15 protein-coding genes are annotated in these 19,831 nt (G+C 46.9%); 5 read left to right on the forward strand and 10 right to left on the reverse strand.

Going from position 1 to position 19,831, the window contains the following annotated elements:
* Together Pan54_RS02615 and Pan54_RS02620 are read left to right on the forward strand one after the other, a co-directional pair.
* A complete protein-coding gene (locus tag Pan54_RS02615; RefSeq protein ID WP_146502019.1) occupies nt 1-894 on the forward strand; it encodes an efflux RND transporter periplasmic adaptor subunit in 894 nt (297 codons plus the stop codon).
* Between the two features lie 164 nt (nt 895-1,058).
* A complete protein-coding gene (locus Pan54_RS02620; protein WP_146502020.1) occupies nt 1,059-1,919 on the forward strand; it encodes a hypothetical protein in 861 nt (286 codons plus the stop codon).
* Nucleotides 1,920-2,045: 126 nt separating this feature from the next.
* Here the strand turns inward: Pan54_RS02620 and Pan54_RS02625 are convergent, their stop codons facing one another.
* From Pan54_RS02625 to Pan54_RS02650, 6 genes are all read right to left on the reverse strand, one after another.
* The gene (locus Pan54_RS02625; RefSeq protein WP_146502021.1) at nt 2,046-2,642 is read right to left on the reverse strand and encodes an HNH endonuclease; all 597 of its coding nucleotides are present in this window, start codon (nt 2,640-2,642) and stop codon (nt 2,046-2,048) included.
* 302 nt (nt 2,643-2,944) lie between these two features.
* Nucleotides 2,945-4,099: a glycosyltransferase family protein gene (locus Pan54_RS02630; protein WP_146502022.1), complete on the reverse strand. Its 1,155-nt coding sequence runs from the start codon at nt 4,097-4,099 to the stop codon at nt 2,945-2,947.
* A 216-nt stretch (nt 4,100-4,315) separates the two neighbouring features.
* Nucleotides 4,316-5,080, reverse strand: coding sequence for a class I SAM-dependent methyltransferase (locus tag Pan54_RS02635; RefSeq protein WP_146502023.1), 765 nt, complete (start codon nt 5,078-5,080; stop codon nt 4,316-4,318).
* Nucleotides 5,081-5,209: 129 nt separating this feature from the next.
* Entirely contained in the window at nt 5,210-6,550 is a 1,341-nt protein-coding gene (locus tag Pan54_RS02640; protein ID WP_146502024.1) for a DUF3419 family protein, read from the reverse strand.
* The gene (locus tag Pan54_RS02645; RefSeq protein ID WP_165441549.1) at nt 6,519-7,478 is read right to left on the reverse strand and encodes a UDP-2,3-diacylglucosamine diphosphatase; all 960 of its coding nucleotides are present in this window, start codon (nt 7,476-7,478) and stop codon (nt 6,519-6,521) included. The genes Pan54_RS02640 and Pan54_RS02645 overlap by 32 nt, the downstream gene beginning before the upstream one ends.
* Before the next feature lie 455 nt (nt 7,479-7,933).
* Nucleotides 7,934-9,259, reverse strand: coding sequence for a hypothetical protein (locus tag Pan54_RS02650; protein WP_146502026.1), 1,326 nt, complete (start codon nt 9,257-9,259; stop codon nt 7,934-7,936).
* Nucleotides 9,260-10,072: 813 nt separating this feature from the next.
* On the opposite strand from Pan54_RS02650, the gene aceE reads away from it, so the two are divergent.
* On the forward strand, nt 10,073-12,766 hold the full coding sequence (gene aceE / locus Pan54_RS02655) for a pyruvate dehydrogenase (acetyl-transferring), homodimeric type (protein ID WP_146502027.1): 2,694 nt from the start codon (nt 10,073-10,075) through the stop codon (nt 12,764-12,766).
* Between the two features lie 304 nt (nt 12,767-13,070).
* Here the strand turns inward: aceE and Pan54_RS02665 are convergent, their stop codons facing one another.
* The 3 genes from Pan54_RS02665 to Pan54_RS02675 all read right to left on the reverse strand — a co-directional run bounded on the left by Pan54_RS02665 (nt 13,071) and on the right by Pan54_RS02675 (nt 15,674).
* Entirely contained in the window at nt 13,071-13,541 is a 471-nt protein-coding gene (locus tag Pan54_RS02665) for a carboxypeptidase-like regulatory domain-containing protein (RefSeq protein ID WP_146502028.1), read from the reverse strand.
* 196 nt (nt 13,542-13,737) lie between these two features.
* Complete coding sequence (locus Pan54_RS02670) at nt 13,738-14,775, reverse strand: DUF1559 domain-containing protein (protein ID WP_146502029.1); 1,038 nt, start codon at nt 14,773-14,775, stop codon at nt 13,738-13,740.
* 128 nt (nt 14,776-14,903) lie between these two features.
* Nucleotides 14,904-15,674 (reverse strand): ABC transporter permease, encoded by a 771-nt coding sequence (locus Pan54_RS02675; RefSeq protein WP_146502030.1) that lies wholly within the window; start codon nt 15,672-15,674, stop codon nt 14,904-14,906.
* A gap of 299 nt (nt 15,675-15,973) precedes the next feature.
* Between Pan54_RS02675 and Pan54_RS02680 the strand changes: the two genes are divergently transcribed.
* Both Pan54_RS02680 and Pan54_RS02685 read left to right on the forward strand, forming a co-directional pair.
* Nucleotides 15,974-16,924 carry a DUF1559 domain-containing protein gene (locus Pan54_RS02680; protein ID WP_146502031.1) on the forward strand — a complete coding sequence of 317 codons (951 nt, stop codon included), beginning with the start codon at nt 15,974-15,976 and terminating at the stop codon, nt 16,922-16,924.
* A gap of 230 nt (nt 16,925-17,154) precedes the next feature.
* On the forward strand, nt 17,155-17,598 hold the full coding sequence (locus Pan54_RS02685) for a hypothetical protein (RefSeq protein ID WP_146502032.1): 444 nt from the start codon (nt 17,155-17,157) through the stop codon (nt 17,596-17,598).
* Nucleotides 17,599-18,129: 531 nt separating this feature from the next.
* Here the strand turns inward: Pan54_RS02685 and Pan54_RS02690 are convergent.
* The gene (locus Pan54_RS02690; protein WP_146502033.1) at nt 18,130-19,371 is read right to left on the reverse strand and encodes a DUF6807 domain-containing protein; all 1,242 of its coding nucleotides are present in this window, start codon (nt 19,369-19,371) and stop codon (nt 18,130-18,132) included.
* Nucleotides 19,372-19,831 lie beyond the last annotated feature (460 nt).

The following is a 19,831-nucleotide window of genomic DNA, read 5'->3' on the forward strand; positions in this document are numbered from 1 at the left end:
ATGACTATGAATAATTCGAAACTCACAAAAATATTACTCATCGCGTTTGGTTTCGCGATATCTGGAGAGTTATCGATCGCGGAGGATCGAGAACGTATTTTAGTCGATAATTGTTCGATTGCTCCTTTGAATTCTGCCAAGATTGCCAGTGATCGGCCTGGAGTTCTCGAATTGATTTCGGTTGAGGAAGGGGATGAAGTTGATGCGAAGCAACAAATCGCTCGTTTGCGGGATGATGTCGCAACCGCGGCGGTTGAAATTTCCCGGAAACAGACCGAGAACGATATTGAAATAAGACTGGCTCAAAAAACAAGTGAAGTTGCAGCGGCGGAACTCGAACAAGCCGTACAGGCAAATTCAGATCCCAATCTGCAGGTTGTTACCCGATATGAAATCCGCCGCTTAAAACTTTCCGCTGAGCAAACTCAATTGCAAATAGAACAGGCTGAGCATGATTTCGCCGTGAAAAAACTCGAACTGATCGAATCGGAAGAACGCCTCAAAGAACATCAAATACTCACACCGATTTCAGGAATGGTGGTTCGTCGTTTCAAAACTAGTGGAGAAGCGGTTCAGCAGGGAACTGAAATCGCAGAAGTGGTGAATTTTCAAATTCTAAAAGTTGAAGGCTTTATCAATGTGGCTGACTCCTGGGAGATCTGTCAGGGGGATCCCGTTGTCGTGCGACTGGAAAGTCCGAATTTGTCGTCAAAAATCCGCGATATGACCTTCAACGGGAATATTCGTTTCATCGATGGAGCAGTCACTCCCGTCACCGAGAAAATACGTATCTGGGCGGAAGTTCGCAATGAGGGAAACAAGCTCAAACCAGGACTGCGAGCCACCCTGGAAATTATGCCTTCAACCAAACAGACAGACGAACTCTCCGAGTAGTGATCCCGAATGGATTGCAAAAATTAATAAGCCGCGTTTTGTTCGCATCCGCAGCACAATGAGGAATTTCCCAGTGAAACGCAGGCCAATCCAATATGATATTGAGTCAATAATAATTGAGAGTTGGATTGTGTGGAGTCATAAAACTGACCAAGGAACTGAACATGGATACGCTTGAGAATCTGGATGAATTTGAATCGATCTTTCGACGAGCGACAAAGCCGCAGTATGAGTATTTGAATATTGTGCCGCGATCGATTCTGATTGTGACAGATCAAGTCGATGAAAACCTGGAGTCTTTAATCGAGCAGTTGAAGACGTTTTCCAAGGCGTTTCGATCTGTGGAAAAGTGGGAGACTCTACGACTGGATGACCAATCGACAGTCGCCAAATTGGAAAGGCAACTCCTGGAACAATCTGCAGATATGATTGTGACGTGGCGACATCTATGTGAAAAATCGATTCGACCTCAGCACAGCCTTGGCGTGTATGTCGATGTTCTCACGCAGGTTCTTCCTGTGCCGATTTTACTATTACCTGGTAGTCGATTTGAGCCAGTTTCCCTGGAAGATCGCACATGCTCTAACGTCATCGTGGTAACCGATCATTTGAATGGTGACCATCGCCTCGTCAATTATGCAGCTGGTATGGTCAACAACGACGGTAAACTCATTCTCGGGCATGTTGAAGATGATCTTGTTTTTGGAAGATATCTCAAAGCGATCGAACAGATCCCCGAACTCAGTACGAACATTGCACGGGAAAAGCTTCTAGAGCAATTGATGCATGAAGCGAAACGCTATTCCGAAAGCGCAGCGGAAGTCTTGTCAAAAATTTCCCCGTCAGTTTCTGTGATTGCAGAAATTCAAATCGGGCATCGCCTGAAAACATATCGCGACCTGATTTCGAGCTATCGTGCCGACTTACTGGTCATGAACACCAAGGATGACGAACAACTGGCCATGCACGGCTTAGCCTATTCTCTGAGTGTGGAACTGATCGAAGTTCCTCAGTTGCTGCTATGATTTATTCATCATTAACGCGATACAAAAGAATTCATTCTCATAAACTAAATTCCAGTTGTCAGGAAATGTAAAAAAGCCGCACATCTTTCGATGTACGGCCCATTTGTATGATCAAAAACGATCAGTCTATTTTTGTAATTCGACGTCCCAGTAGGCGTCGCTGATAAACTTCGACCAGCTGCTGATGCGATGCTTGGGCATGCTGAAAAGATGCGTCCAACGTGGTCGGACAGGCTTCTGCATCAATTTCATATTCGCTTCAACAGGTGTGCGACCTCCCTTACGGGTATTGCACTGAATGCAGGCCAAAACACAGTTTTCCCAGCTGGAACCACCATTTTGAGATCGTGGCACAACGTGATCGATCGTCAGGTCAACACTTTGTGGCTTGCAGCCGCAATATTGACACTGATACTGATCGCGTCGGAACAGGTTGCGACGACTGAAAGTAACCGTCTGCTTCGGAACCTTGGAATAGTTCATCAGCACCACGACTTCAGGAACGAGAATCGACTGTTGCACCGTTTGCACAACAGCGTCATCTTCCCCCGGATTGATGCGAGACCAGTCCTCCCAGTCATAAGTCTGGTAGTCATGTGGATCGACTGCCTTGACGGTGCCGTTCCACAACATGATCAGGCAACGTGCGGCAGTCGCGACGCGGACCGGTTGCCAGGATTTATTTAGGACCAGCGTCGGCCGGTCAAGAACCACTTGCGTCATATCTCCTCCTGTATTCGAGGTCGAGTCAATTATTTTTAGTCCCATGCGGGTATTCGTCAACCTGAGGATGGGGGCAGTTCCCCCGAAAAATGATGAAGATTCGACGAATTATTATGACAAATCTCGATTTGCCATCCTTATAAAGATGCTCAAATACGGTTTTCGTTCAACTATTCAGGAGAAATATACCTGCTTAACTGATCTGCAAACGATGAATTCTGATAAACGGGGGCTTCTGCGAGAGGCCCCGGATATTCACGACAAAGGTTGATTTCACATGCTGGAATTGGCTGCACACGATCTCAATGAACTTGTCCGACAACATCGACATTGCTCGGAATTTCAACTGGGATGTTCCGTTCCAATATTGCAATTGTGTCATCGGTGCCGTCGTTACCCTGACACGTCTCGCGAATTTTCGTTCGATACTCTTCGATCTGTTCCAGAAAATTCCTTAAATGTTTGATATGAAACTTCTCGAGCGTAACGAAATCTCCACAGCCCATCGCCTTGAGAAAATGAGCATTGATGAGCTGCTCGTGATGCCAGGTTTCCGGAATTCCTAAGACCGGTTTGCCCAGATACATACACTCGCCAAGCAACTGGTTTCCAGAGGCACTCACGACACCATGGCAGGCCAGCAAGTCATCGACAAAATTCTGAGGGTGAATTTCATGGAAGGTAATCGAACCGACAGGCTCTCGTTCGCCCAGTCCATACACTTTCACTGGGATCGGGGATTCCTTGAGAATGTCAACGACATCAGTCTTGGCCTGCTTGCGTAAGTAGGAGAGTAAAAAGGGGGGATGATTTGAATCTTCGGATTCTGTTTCTGGACTGACATAATGGAATTCGTCCTGACGAATTTCCGGTCGAATCATGGGACCGACACAAATGGCTCCCTTTTTCTTCCAGCGAGGTTTTAAGTTTGCTTTGAAGAAGGAGGAGATGATTGTCTCTTTCTGAGACGTGTAGTGCATTGGCACAGCCAGGCCGATAAACCAGGCGAAGAATCTCAGGTGCATCGGCAGGATGGACAGATCGTAGGCGACCAGAAAGTGCTGATGCGTCATGCTCAGATAAGGTTTGCCACACTTTTTTGCGGCTCGAGGCAATGCCGGTTCGAAGTCGGTCAGGATAACATCGGGCTGATGTGTCTGGATTTCATCCACCAACTGTTTGACAAGTTTAGGCAGATCTGTCATCTGATAATGAAAACCCTGATAAATGGTTTTCGTCAGTCGGATGTTGCCTTCAACATAATGAAACTTGAGTCCGGGAATTTCGAACAGTCGAACGCCAGGATCGTTTCCGTATTGTGGTTCGAGAAAACGATATGCATCACCGGGAGCAAACAGAGTAATTTCATGCCGATCCCGCATTCGCTCAACCAGAGAGCGTACCCGCGTCGCATGGCCTCGGCCTTCACCCGACATACTCATGAAAATTTTCGCCATCCGTTTCCCTCCGGGAAGATGACATTGTGTCAATGACTACTATTCGATGCGAATTAATGTCACAAAGAAATTTAATTAACCACAGAGACACAGAGATCACTGAGGATATTTTACTCTCCAGGCCTGATAATTTCAGTCCGGTTTGACAACCTTAACTTCTCCTCTGTGAACTCTGTGCCTTCGTGGTATTAAATATTTTTGTATTTTTCATTCAGCCTACGATGTGGTGACTTCAGCTTTCTCACTTTTCTTACCAAGAAAAATATAATGTGGAGCTCTTACCAGAGGTAGAAACGGAACTTTGCCCCGTCGTTGTTCCAACCGTAAAGGTTCAAAATATTTATGCAGATATGGAAGATGGTCGCCGTTCAGAAACACATTGTCAGAACTGAACCAGACTGTCCAGAAATTTCGTGTTGACCAGGGATGTTTGATAAACCCCTCTGCCGGATATTTTCGCGAAACGAAAAAATCGACGATTCCAATCACTCCCCCCGGTTTCAAAATTCGATACGCATTATCAATGGCGGCGAACCAGTCGGGAATCATTGTCAGCGAATAGGAGAAGGTCACGACATCGGCATAACCTTCTTCGGGCGTAAACTTCGTAGCATCGGCATGAGTCGGGATGATTTGTGGCCAGTTACGTTCTGTAACCCGTTCCCGGGCAACATCAAGTAATGGCTCACACAGATCGACCTGATAGACCTTCTTGAGCCGCGGAATTGTCTCGGCTACATATTCCGCATTCGATCCTGTGCCTGCTCCCAGATCAACCCAGATACCATCATTCGGGAAAACAATGGTTTCGAGCATTTCCTGACGACCGTGCAGTAACTTTTTACGAAAACTGTCGTAATCGCCCGCCTGACCTTTGTAGAAACTGGAAAGCCGCTCTTCGTGCGTGTTGCCAGTCACGCGATTAAGCGCCAGGTGCCACAACACGCGGGCATTGGAACTGATCGACTGAGGCAGCGGCATAAATATTCCTGATTCTCAACTTCTCAAATGGGCATTAATTACTTTTTCATACAGGCAGGAAGCTCAATAGCGTGATTCTCTTCATCGTTATTACACACTCGATTGCACTTCGTGCTTGTCGTTTTAACCTCAAGTTCCAACAGGTTCTTTGACTGATTCTGCCGTTTTATCTTCGAGCGGTTTAGGCTTCGCATCTCGATCCAGATGAGCGATATAGAAACTGCCATAAGTATGGACACGGTCTTTGGGGTGCAATTCCGAAGCCAGTTCCTGTTTGTAATTCAGGAGTTGTCCAATGTTGCAGTCTTCACCGTTCCATTGGACGGGAATTGGATCGACAAAATCGACTTCCAATCCGGCACTTCGCCAGAGGAATCGTGTTTTCGGGGCGGCTCGATCAAGCATCACCTGCCATTCATCGGCCAGCACATCGGCGCGCACTTCTGCCAGCCAGTCCATATGATCCAGCAGAATATACCGCGAAACTTCAACGTCTTGATCTTCCCGCAGGAAGCCAAGGATGGTGTTGGTGTGAATCGAAATTCGATCAACCAGTCCATTTTTCAGTCGATTGAAATTATCCTGCTTCAGATATTCTGGACAGCACTCGGGTGTGTAATGTCCAGTCAAATAAACATGCCAGAAGTAATTGTCTCGAATCGGCAGTTTCGTGAATACCGTTTCGAGAGAATCGACAACGAACTGCAGAATACCTCCAGGATAACTTCGATCGAGCTGTCGTCTTTGAGCGCGAGGCACTCCAAGAAGTGACAATGTCATATCGCGTTTCATGGCCCATTTCAGGAATGGCGTCCACAGTGTTTCTCGTAAACGATGTTTGTCGTAAATTTGCTGCTGTTCTTCAACAGACTTTGCTGCCAGCAACTCATCGACAGCAGGACGAAGTTTTTTAATGCGATTGACATAAATATTGATCAACCAGGCAAACATTCCTGAGGTTGCGTAGAAATAGAAGCTCGGTCGGCGACCATTTCCAGAAAACATCTTCGTCCGTTTGTCCCAATAGGAAACCGAGGCGTGCGTGAGATGTTTTCGGAGTTTGTCTTTGTAAATTTTCTTGTATCCCGAGAGTCGGCCACGGCCAAACATCTGGAAAAACTGGTCGTAATCCAACTCACGGATGGCAGCCAGTTTCAATTCGAGCAGGGCGTTCTGTCGAGGATTCACATCGACCGCATGCACATGCTTCGGCTCTTTGAGCACGTAATCGATCGCGTTACAACCAGCCGAGGTGATGACCATGACGACATCATCAGGACCGAGTTCTAATGCGACATGATCGAGTCGGGGATCTTCCCAGCAAGTGTTGTAGACGAGATTATTTTGATGGACGAGATTGAACCAGGTTTTGCTCAGACGGTCGAAATTGAGCCGTCGTCGTTTTTTTTGGATATCACCATCACTTGAGGTCGTTGCCTCAGGAGATTTGTTTTTCTTGGGACGCAGCATCAGATTGATTTCCGCTGGCCTCATTCACTTGCGGGCAGTCTGTATCGGACGTCTTCTCGGGAAATGAATGCCGATGTGTCCAACGATTGCTTTTGAGTAGTGTCAATTGCACATCGTCTCGGGGAGGTCTCGTTCTCCAAGTGGAGGAACAAGTCTGAGATTGCCTGCTTTTGGTGGTTTTGGCCGAAGAATAATGTTTCGGGTTGAAAAAAGTCAGCTCCCAGTCGCCGGTGGTCTGCTCTATCAAAGCAGAACAGTGTTCGACCCAGTCGCCTGTATTACAATACGATATTGAGCTTCGAGAAACAATCTTAGGCTCATGTACATGCCCGCAAATTATCCCGTCGTAGCCACCACGCTCGGCATAATTGGCAGCGGTTTCCTCAAATTGCTCCACAAACTGCTGCACTTTAGACGATTGCCGCTTCGCCCAGCGAGCAATATTGCTCCGTTTTCTTTGAGGAAATAATCGGGTTAACCCACCATCAAGACGCAATAACCAGTCATAAACCACGGTCACAAACGCAGAAACGAATCCAGCGGCCTGCTCATGATGATCAAACTGATCCCCATGGGTCACAAGGAGTCGAGCTTTGCGGTGCGATTCGTAAAGAAATTCGTCAGCAATCCGGATCTGGTCCGATCGCACAAACTGCGGTAATGAGGGAAGCAGATCCCGCATGAATTCATCATGATTGCCGGGGGTGTAGTAAATGATGGTGCCGTTGGAGAGTAATTCGGCAAAGCGATTTAGGATCTGATTGTAAACTTTCGGCCAGTGCCAGAACTTTTTCAGGCGACGTCCATCAAGAATATCACCCACCAGAAACAGCTTTTCAGGGCGATATCGATTCAGCAGCGTGAGGAACTCATCTGCGGAAGAATGCGGACTTCCCAGATGGACATCGCTCAGAAAAAGTGCTCGCACTTTTTCTCCTGAGGGAGTGTGGTGAGTTCTCGCTGCAGCAGAATTGACCAGAGGGGACGGCGTCGTGCAGGAATGGGGATCAATCATAAAATCACCTTGGCCTTCCCTGACCTGTCAATAAAAAAGAATTGGCAGCGATTATCTCGCCTGGGACTTCCTGTCTTGAATTAATTATTCATGAGCTAAGTTCAATTAAAATCGGTAGTTTGCAAATGCTCTGACGTCAGGATTTCAACACTTTATCCACTTATCATATCGACGGAATACTTGCCTGTAACAAATAACATAAGGTGTGTTCCTGATGAGATTTATGTTAAGGAGTAAAATACCGGGCTTGACTGCATGCGGAAGTGACTAAACTAAATTCGATTTGAAACCCGGAGCCAAATAAAAAACCCTGTCAACTTTCCACTTTGAAAGTTAACAGGGCTTAATTGGAGAAAGCAGTTCAGTAATTAATAGACGAACTCCAGGCCCACATGTCCGCCATTAATGACCAGGCTCCCATCGTTATTGATCGTGTAAGTGGTGTTCGCGAGAGTCGTTTGCTCTGGAGCCAGGGCGACTCCTGAGAGGAAAATGACGTCCCACCCGAAGCGGAAACGGACATAATCATTAAAACGATACATCGATCCCAGCCCGACCTGTCCAACAAATGCAACCGAATTACTGCTGTCGGTCAGTGTGCGACCATAAACCGAATTGTCGTTACCGATTCCGGAATAGGTTTCAATAAAGGTTCCGGTCGACTTATTGTTATAAGCTCCGACTTTTAACACACTGTCAATCAGGAATCGGTCCGATTCCATCAGCAGTAAATCCAGCGAAAATTGCACCCCATCAAGTGAGTTCGTCGTGCTGGATCGTTCGTTCATATTCAGCATGTCCGGTCCGACACCACCCAGAAGCCCGGTTTCGTCGTCGAAACCATCTGCGGCTCCGGAAATCAGCGTTAAATTTCCGCCATTAGCAGCCGTTAAGGCCGCATGTGACAACCCGCCGTTAGCACCCACAGCGTTGTCAACAGCTCGAAATGTTCCCGTAATCGAGGCGGACATCAGTTCATCGAGATCCGCATGTCGCCAGCCGACGCCGAATTTGATGCGGGAAGTAATTGGGGCAAATTTGGTGATAAATTCGTAATCGTTGAAGTCACTGCGATATTGCACATTAAATGTTGGAGCGGCATCGGCAAAGATTCCAACTGGCCCGAGACCTTCATCTTCGAGAGTTTCATCGGGACCGCCACCCGGATTGAACTCCGCCGCAGCAAACAGTGAACGGAAACCAGTCGTTCCATTGATGAAATTGGCACCGGCGAACGAAGTGCCGATCCCGGAATCGAAGCTGATTCCGTTCACGAGCTGGCCAGATTGCGTGCTGTTCCAGTTATCAATCCGAGACCAGGAAAACTGCAATTCGAAGTTTTCAAAGGCAGCTCCCGCTTTCAGGCGAACTCCGCTTTCAAAATCGGATCCTGTTCCGCCATAATTGAGGGCTTCAGGCCCTCCGATAATCGGACTCGTTGCCGATCCCGAATTGCGGGACCAGAACAGATAATCGACATCAAAATAGTAAAACGGGTCTGCACAAACGGGCCGACAGCCGGAATTGCAGGCATTACCCTGGCCGTAACTGCTTAGCCCGGGAGAGTTTTCGATACAAATCCCGCTGACCGGCTCGACTTCGAGATCCGCAGAGTAGCTTTCGAGTGGTGATCCAAAACCTGCAAAGCCAGCAGCGAATAATGAAAGCAGTGATGATTTGACGAGTCGCCGCATGAGCGGGCTCCTTCCCTGGATTTGATGTCAAAACGGGTCATCCCCAACCCGCGATACTCTCAAAACGCATTTTCAGCGTCCTGTTATCCTTTCTATTTCGGTTAAATCCGAGCAGCATTCACTGAGAAGATTGTGAATCACAACGTCAGAAAGCAATCTCAAATGTCAAAACAGTCATAAATTCCTTGAATGCTCTATCTTATCAGAGATGACTTACGAGCTATGCATGTGCTTGAAATCAAAGCGAACAATCAAAATTAATAAAGAACCACGGATAAGCCCAGCACGGTTGGATTGATCTGCTCGCCGGAACCAAAATGATTGTCTTTCAAAGTACGCGCAAGCCTCAAAACTATGAATCTTTAGTAGCACGGATGGACACAAATATTTTTATCCGTGAAAATCCGTGTTCATCCATGGTTCAAAGCTGCACTCTTATCGTTCCGATGAAACAAAATAAAAATCTGCAATGTACAAATTATGATCATCGCGCCAGAATCGATTGTGATAATGAGAACCTCAACAGCATTGACTATATTTCCTCATTACGGAAATGTTATGATCGGTCTTGCAATAAATGACTGAAATCTGATTGAATCCCAACTGTATCGAAAGTGGAGTCTGATTGGTTGGATGGCTGAGAGTGGATTGTGAAATGAGGGAATCTCATTAGAATTTAAGGCCGTCTGGAGAAAATTTCCTCCTGCAGTCCAATCAGATATTACAGAATTGTTTCGTAGGCACTGACTCGACTAGACTTTTATGTCTGGTTGAATCCTTTATAAATCGCACAAAGATAAACGACAGAACAACATGACAACAGATTTAACCGATGGCGTCGTGGCGGGAATTGATCCTGTCGAACTCGAAGAATGGTACCAGTCTTTAGAGGACGTGATTCACCGTTACGGTCCGGAACGGGTGACTCAATTGCTCGTCAACCTGCGTGAGCGGGCTTACTTGCGGGGCGTGATGATTCCGTTCTCCGCCACAACTCCGTACATCAATACGATCGATCTAGATGATCAACCTGCTTATCCGGGCAATCTGGAAATTGAACGTCGCATCAAAAGTATTGTTCGCTGGAATGCGTTGGCGATGGTGCATGGAGCGAACAAAAAATTTGCAGGGCTCGGCGGCCACATTTCAACATTTGCCTCTTCAGCAACCCTCTACGAAGTGGCACAAAATCACTTCTTCCGCGGACGAACCGACAAACAACTCGGTGACATGGTTTACTTCCAGGGACATGCTTCTCCCGGAATGTATGCTCGCGCTTTTGTCGAAGGTCGGCTCGATGAATCGCATCTGGAGCGATTCCGCCGAGAAATTCCCCGTGGTGAAGGACTGTGTTCCTATCCGCATCCCTGGCTGATGCCCAACTTCTGGCAATTCCCAACCGTCTCCATGGGACTGGGACCAATCACGGCGATTTATCACGCACGCTTCCTCAAATACCTCGAACATCGCGGTTTGCTCGATACCAGTGAATGTCGCGTCTGGGCTTTCCTGGGAGATGGCGAATGCGATGAGCCGGAATCTCTGGGGGCACTCACACTCGCTTCCCGCGAGAAGCTCGACAACCTGACCTTCGTCATCAACTGCAACCTGCAACGACTTGATGGTCCGGTTCGCGGCAACGGCAAGATCATTCAGGAACTCGAAGGAGCATTCCGCGGTGCTGGCTGGAATGCACTCAAAGTTATCTGGGGTGGAGACTGGGATCCAATTCTCGCCAAAGATGTCGATGGGCGGCTCGTCAAACGGATGGGCGAAATCATTGATGGACAGTATCAGAAATACAGCGTCGAAAAAGGCGATTACATCCGCGATCACTTCTTCGGGGCTGATCCGGAACTGCTCGATATGGTTGATCATCTTTCCGATGAACAACTGCAGAAGTTGCGACGTGGCGGACACGATCCGTCCAAAGTCTATGCCGCGTATAAAGCAGCTGTCGATCACGTCGGCGCTCCAACGGTTATCCTCGCCAAAACGATTAAAGGTTATGGGCTGGGAGAATCGGGCGAGGGTCGTAACAACACGCACAACGAGAAGAAGATCAACGAAAAAGAACTGATCAACTTCCGTACCCGCTTTGGCATCCCACTCAACGACGAAGAAGTTCTCAAGACGCCATTCTATCGATTTGAAGAGGGAAGCGAAGAGCAGGAATATCTCAAAAAACGACGTGAAGAACTCGGAGGATATGTTCCTTCCCGCCAGCCAACAGAAGACAAATTGAATGTTCCAGATTTGGATGCGTTCTCTAAATTACTGGAAGGAAGTGATGGCAAAGATGCTTCGACGACAATGGTTGTTGGGCAAATGATTAGCATGTTGCTCAAGGATAAAGAAGTCGGCAAGCGAATCGTGCCAATTATACCCGATGAAGCCCGTACTTTTGGAATGGAAGGACTCTTCAAGCAATGTGGCATCTATTCCAGCAAAGGGCAGTTATACGAGCCGGTCGACCGTGCACAGGTCATGTACTACAAAGAAGCAGAAGATGGGCAATTGCTTGAAGAAGGAATTAACGAAGCCGGAGCGATGTCCTCATTTGTGGCTGCAGGGACTGCCTACGCAAATCTCGGCTTACATATGATTCCCTTCTATATTTTCTATAGCATGTTTGGCTTCCAGCGCGTTGGCGATCTCATCTGGCTGGCAGGTGATGCTCGTACGAAAGGTTTCCTTGTCGGGGGAACTTCCGGACGCACAACATTAAATGGTGAAGGTCTACAGCACGAGGATGGTCATTCTCAACTGGTCGCGACCACTGTGCCGAATCTCGTCGCCTACGATCCTGCCTACTCTTACGAATTGGCTGTGATCATTCAGAATGGTATGCAGCGAATGTATGCCGATGGTGAAGACATCTTTTATTATATCAGTGTCTACAATGGCACCTGGGTAATGCCAGCCATGCCCGAAGAAGAGGGTGTGACAGAAGGCATTCTCAAAGGGATGTACAAACTCAGCTCGAACGAAGTTGAGAAGCCAGCAGCTGAAGTTCGTCCGCAGTTGTTTGGCTCCGGACCGATTCTTGAAGGTGTCCTCGATGCTCAGAAAATTCTGGCTGAGAAGTACAATGTCGCGACTGATGTCTGGTCTGTCACCAGTTACAGCGAACTTTGCCGGGATGCCCGAGCTGCACAGCGCTGGAATCGTTTGCATCCGGAATCAGAACCGAAGAAGTCGTATCTGGAAACAACACTCGAGGGAATTGAGGGGCCGTTCATCGCTTCCAGCGACAATGTGCGATTGGTTCACGATCAAATTCGAGATTGGATGCCGGGCACTTATCTCACCCTCGGCACCGATGGCTTCGGTCGCAGCGATACCCGTGAAGCGTTGCGACACCACTTCGAAGTCGACGCCTCCTTCGTCACTTATGCCGCACTTGCCGGCCTCGTTCAAGATGGACATCTCGACAAATCGATCCTGCCACAGGCCATCAAAGATTTAGGCATCGATCCCGACAAAGTCGATCCATTGTACGCGTAGTTCCTTACCGAATAACGAATCCCTCAAGTAGGACAGGCTTCCAGCCTGTCTTATTTTTTTGGAGCAGAAGTCTGTTCCGGGTTTCCGAATCGAAACGGATCCCGGTACGGTCCTCGCACCCGATGTTGCTTTTTTTCTCAATGAGAGATTCTCCAATCCCTTGCCGGCAGGCTTTTTTCCGGTATCACCCGACCTGATTGTGGAATTGCTGCCGATTTTTATCGAATAAATCAATGCAAAAAAGCCCTTTGCTGTACTATCAGCAAAGGGCTTCGTAATGGTCACGATCTTAGTCTTGACCGAATCATTCGGAAGTCAGTTCAAAGTTGATGGTATTAGGACCAGATTTCACCGTTTCCGTCAAAGTAGATTCTGAATTGTATTTAGCGGGAATCACTGCTGCAGCTGCATATTTCTGTCGTTCCTGAGGTGAAAGTTTGTCAGGATCAACGCCTTCTGGAAATGATGGCGTGGCACCTTCACCAACAATAATAGTGACTTTGTGTTCGCCGGGAATTGCTCCCATATTCTCACCGGTGTAGTGCAATTCGTATGCACCACTGGAGTCGGTCGTTCCTGAGGATGTGTTTCCACTATCTGTGTCGACAGGCGTAAACGTCACTTGTGCATCTGCAAGTGGATTACCGTTGAGCGTGACCTTTCCGCTCACCTGACCTAAATCAGGCAAGTCATTTGGCCCACCTCCGCAGCCAGAGGCCCAGCAAAAAGTTGCAAGTAACAAAGCAGAAAAGGGAAGTTTACTGAGGACCATCATTGTGTAAGTATCCATTGGCTAATGAGCAGGAGTTGTTAATAGTGAATTCGATAAGAACAAGATTCTCAAACAACCACAAGGAGATATTCCTCATGCATCGAGGAAGGCGAACACCGCAACGTACTAATGATAAATACAATGAATTACGTCGCGGTGTGCATTGCAAATGAAGTATGAGAATCTCAACAGCAGCGAATTAAAATTCACCAACAACCTGATTGTCGTCAATAGCGACAAGCCGTTCAAAGGTACTGTCGACCACTTCCTTGTATCCTTCATCCCAGGGATTCAGAGATCCCTGCGTTCCACTGTCGATAATGAAGTGAATGTTTTCACTGAGGAATCTTACAGAACCATCAGCCAGACAGAACTGAGCTCCACCAGCGTGATGGCTGCTGAAACTGAGAGGGCGGGACACGCCCGGATTCACGCGATTGATTTCATATCGAGCACAACCTGTTACAGCTCCCATTCCCTGTCGTCCATTAGAATTATGGCCTGTATTGCCGTTGGTACCAAAGATCAAACCCGCATAATGAGAGTCTCCCCCCAGCTTCCAGGCTCGTTCACCAACAGCCAGCGTATTGGACGTTCCGTCTGTAATGTCAGCCATTGTTCGATAAAAAGTTGTATTACTGGCGCCATTGTGCGCCCAGGGAAATAATCCGTTAGGATTTCTTCGATCGACTGTCCCCGAGTTAATCACAGCCACATAATTCGCTGTTGCTGTCGATTCACATTGGTTGGCGTCTGTGCAGTTGGTGCTTCCACTGACTCCCTTGGGAACTTTGCGGAAAGTATTGAGTTTGGGGCCACCCGCATCTGACGGACAGCGGAATGTTGCAATCGGCTGTTGCATCAATGCCAGTTTTGTACTGTTGGCGACTGCATTTTCAAATCGGGTTTCTCCAACGGCCAGACTGTCATAAAGAGGCCCCTGTTCGATGAAGGGAAGGATCATTGAGCCCCATGCCCATTCGCCATTCACGCCTTCAGTTCCTGCGGGATTGTAGTAGGAGCAGGATGGAAATACGCGATGGGTATCGTGATAATTGTGCAAAGCCAATCCCATCTGCTTGAGGTTGTTCTTGCAACTACTTCGTCGAGCTGCTTCGCGAGCTTGCTGGACAGCTGGAAGTAATAGTGCCACAAGTATTGCGATGATCGCGATGACAACCAACAATTCAATTAACGTGAAAGCTTGACGTTTCGGGATTTGCAGTAAAGTTTTCATGCAATGTTCCTTGGGAAGGGTAAGGAGAGGTAAGTATGCACATATGAGCAATTTGGTAATATGTTAAGGTTGAGTGAAGTTTGTTTCAATGCTTTGATGATGGGAAATCAAGAAGTAATCAGAATCTTTCAGCCAGCAATCATCCATCGTTTCAGGGCTGTTTTCGCGAAAAGCGTCACGCTCCCGAAGAGAATAATACCCTGCAGGGTGGAAATCAGGATCGCTGCGATCAGGATATCAATTCGAAACTGCCCCTGAGCTGTGAACATGTAATAACCCAGTCCATAACGGCCAGCCTCATGACCAGCAAAAAATTCCCCGACAATTGCTCCTACAATCGCCAAGCCTGAGGCGGTCTGCATGCCACTGATGATTTGAGGAATTGCAGAGGGAAGCTTCAATTTCCAGAGTTTCTGCCAACGGGACGCTCCGTAAAGCTGAAACAATTCCTGCAGATCCTCCCGGCTCTCGAGTAACCCATTGGTTGCAGAGGTAATGACCGGAAACAGGCTGATGATAAATGTGATGACAATCACACTGATCACCCCATAGCCGAGCCATGTGATGATCAGTGGGGAAATTGCCACAATGGGAACCGTATGCAGAAAAATCGCATAGGGATAACAGCTGATTCGCAGCCAGCGAAATTCTGCAAAGAAGACCGCGACAGTCAATCCGACGAAAATGCTTGCCAGGAAACCGGTTACAGCGGAAAGAAATGTAATTCCAGCTGCTGAGGACAAATCTTCAGATCGATCAAACAGGACTTGGAAAACTGCCCAGGGAGTCGGCAGTAAATAGGGACCAATTCCACCAATTCGAATCAGGAGTTCCCACAAAGCTATGAAAATAAGCAGAAATAACAGAGGGGGCAGCATTGATTTCAAATAACTCAACATTTTGTACACTAGTTTCGTGGGTATCGTTGATACTTATTTTTGAAAGGAATGAGTAAACAAATTGTTTTACATTTAAAGGACATCTGGTAATCCCAGTAGGCCAACTCGTATGGGGCTCAAATGCAGGATTTTGAAAATGAATCTGTGGCATCTATTATGATAGAAGGTTACTGATGACTAATGTTCGGTATCTCAAAAAATTATCATACTTTCTTTCTTGAATTGTTTTACCTGGACCTTTTATAATTCGGAAAAGCTAAGCTGATTGTTCATATCAAAATGTTTTTATAGGATTAGAGATGAAGAAGCGTCAAGGTTTCACCTTAATAGAACTTTTAGTGGTCATTGCAATCATTGCAATACTTGTGGCACTATTACTTCCAGCGGTCCAGCAAGCTCGCGAAGCGGCTCGTCGTAGTTCCTGCAAAAATAACCTGAAACAGATCGGCTTGGCACTGCATAATTACCATGATGTACATACGATTTTTCCTCCTGGGGGTTTAGGTACTCATGGGCCAAGTGGCTGGGTTCACCTGCTTCCTTTTGTTGAGCAAGGAAGTTTGTATGACAATTTGTCATTTGAAGGCCCAGGTGCATTGTTCTGGTTCGGTGGAGGGGCGACTGCAAATTATACCCCATTAAATGGTGCAAAGGTTTCTGTTTATCAGTGCCCTTCCAGTCCATTGCCAGAAACAGTTTCCGTTACAGACGCGACTGCCATGACCACGACCGTGTTGCAAATTTCCAACTACGTGCTCATCTCAGGAGCTTCTGGTCTTACTCAGGTTCAGGATGATTCTTCAACATTTGGCTCCATTACAGGCAAGGGAATCCGTTCAGAAGGTGGCTCATTCTCCCATGCGAGATCCTTCCGCATGCGTGATTTTACTGATGGTACTTCCAATGTCGCAATGGTTGGTGAGCAGTCTAACTATGGCAAAAACGGAAGCGGGGCAAAAACTGATGTGAGAAGTGCTCGAGCCAGTTCTGCCTGGATGGCTCCAAATGGAAGAACCGATGTGCGTTGTTACAACACAACAACATTGAGGTATCCAATCGGGACCGTCGATTCAACATTGGCAGGAATTGCCAATGATGCTTGTAACAATCCAATTTTATCAGCACACAAAGGCGGCGCTCAGCTGGTGTTTGCGGACGGCAGTGTTCATTTTCTATCAGAAAATCTCGACTTTGATTTGACTCGTTTCCTCATGACACGAGACGATGGCAATGTGGTTGGAGAATACTAAGACTCTTCTTGCCTGAGCTAAACTTCAGTTGGTTGAAAATAGTGGCTTCAACGACAAGCCTTATATCCACTGGTGAGCATTTGCAGGTTCGAGGAAGAATCTGAACGCAAAAGCTTTATCTGTGGTTTGAAAGTAATTCGGCTGATTCTGAGACATTGGTGTCCGCATTTATATCGGGTCAGCAATGTCTCATTTTTATTTCTTGTCCTTCTTTTTAACTGAATTTATTTATGGTGTCATTAAAAAATATCTATCTTGCAACTGTCTTCAATCTGTGTCTCTTCACATTTATCGGTTGCAATTCTGGGGACTCTGATCGCGGCCCAACGGGTGTGCTGGTTGGTACAGTGACTTTTGAAGGCGAGCCGGTGACCGAGGGGGTCATACAATTGACTCATGTAACCAAGGGGATTGGAGGAACAGGAACAATTGGTCCTGATGGAACCTATAAAGTCGACTCCGCACAAGGGGGATTGCCTTTGGGGGAGTACCAGATCACTGTCATACCTCCCATGGTCGAAGTTGATTCCGGTCCTAATTCACCTAAGACCGAGAGTCCAAAGCAAATGCCCAACATTCCCCCAAAATATAGATCGCCAAGCACAAGTGGATTGAAATTTGATATCCAAAAGGGTGAAAATACACTGGATATCAAAATGGAAAACAAGAAATAGTGCTGTTGAACTCGTGTTTACTCGAAATACAGGTTCTGCTTGCGGTTCATGTTAGTAGAGCATATTCAAAAATCACCTGCAGCGTTCAGCAGGAGCAAACACATCGTTTTTAGGACATTTGATGTCCATGCGACTGCAGTTACCATTTGAAAATGATCTAATCAAGAATCATCATGAAACAGGTCGTATAGAGCCAGGAGATAATTCCAGATTTGCGGGATGAGTTACCGATTTATTGGCACAGAGAGGATAGAGGACTCAGAGTTTTTATTGGAGGAGTTACATGAATATTCTCTGAGAACTCTGTGCTGCTAACGATTCAAAGTTGTGTGGCTTACGCAGGTTTTGAAAACCACCATTTGGATTCCGGCGAGTTGCCAAGAGCAACCTGATCAACTCAATTTCCATACCTGTCGATCTCTTGTTACGCTTGCCGTCTTGGCGATTGATTAGTCATTGATTTAAACAAGTTGAGGCGAGATACTCACTGGGTTCATCAGTGGCTCTTTACTGACAGTGTGAACGACAGTCTTACTCATGGATAGGCTTACTAAGAGTGATCTCAATATTCGTTGAGTACTCCTGCCAGATTTCCTGCAGATCCTGATCTGAAATCTGGCCATCAAACGTGATCACCAGATAGTTCAAGAGCAAAGTCTGTCCTTGTTTCAAAACAAATTCTTCATCAACGACAGGACAAAAACAAAAGTACGGTTTATTGGGATGCAGACGGACTTTCTGGGGAGAACGAAAATTCTGAGGATGACTCATGATCACCAGGCCACTGCGGGGCATGGAATGATCTGCATCACCTTCGTTACTCTCAACCGGTCCTGAAATGACGACCCATCGAGCCGATTTATGATTGCCGTTTTCACGGGAATCCTCGTGATCGGTTCTCATTTCGCAGCCAGATTGCTGAAAAGTCCCGAGCCACTCTGAACGTCCCCGAAACGCAAAACCACCATAGTGGTACTGATTTATCGTGACGTCGCCACCCGAATCATTGGATTGCTCGCTTTTCAGTTGCCAAATGTTGTATCGCTTATGGGGATGTATCCGTATCTTCCACAATTCTTTCAGAATCGTTCGTGGACTTTTTTCAGGGGCCATGATGTGAATTAACTCCGTGTCGAATCCAGCAGTCTGTGAACCGGCAAATCGATTTTGCAGTCGATGGTGCAGAACAGTTCCCTCTCCTTTGGCTTGATTCCAGAAATCAACTTCCTTTGTGCCAATAGTTGTTTTGACCCATGCGTGAAAAATACCGTGCTGATGGTAATGGTCCGCAGGAAAATCATCCGTAAGTACATGACCGGCTGGTGAGTACACCGGATGCAGGTAGCCACTTTTCCGATACAGGGGATTGGCTCCAGTAGGAGGCTCATCGGTCGTAATGTTGTAAGTCAAAACTGGGCGTTTGTCATACCGAAATTCCAGATTTCCATCCTTCACTCTATTTTGAAATTCGCTTTCTGGAGATGGACTTTTGCGGACGATCTCAAACCGTTTCTCTTTTCTGGTAGTCCAGGGATTAGAAAGTGAGACATACAGTTCCTGATTGACGATTTGAGTGGAGAGCCTGAGGCCAGAATCGAGATCTCGCAGTTCATATTCCCCATCTGGCAGGTCGAGTTTCATCTCTGGAGTCATCAGCAGATGACCGGCACGAGCTTTTGCAGAGTGAATCGTCACTAGCCCGAGAGAATCCTCCGCTTGAACAGATGAAGTGATCAGGAATGTCAGCAAAAGAAACCGAGATAGTAAAGTCATGATAATTTCTCCGCGTTCTGTAGATTTGATGACAGCCAGAATAAATTGAGACACCAATGTTCGAAATGTATCAGTTTAGTAGAGTCCGCTGTGTTACCGCTAAAGGTCGCATGACGGGAGCCACTGCTGGCTTGCCCAGCAGTGTTTATTCGACTTTGAATTAAAATCAGGCGACATTGATAGTTCGTCAGAACCCAATAAATTGCACCATCAGCATGTGTAAGATTTGCATCTTTATAAGCGTTTCCGGTCCTGATTTCGCCTTAGGAGAGATCACCTTGACTGGTCAGGTGAAATCAGCTTAGAGTTTGAATCCCATCACAGCAATTCCTCTACGGAATTCCTACCTGAGAATCCTCTTCTCACTACTTTAGTCAGGTTCATCGTATGCGCCTTTTCCAGCTCGCCTCTCGGCAGATGGTCACGGTTAGTCCTGGTCATTCTCGAACAAAGTCCGTCC

It is taken from the genome of Rubinisphaera italica (genome assembly GCF_007859715.1).
Classification (GTDB): domain Bacteria; phylum Planctomycetota; class Planctomycetia; order Planctomycetales; family Planctomycetaceae; genus Rubinisphaera; species Rubinisphaera italica.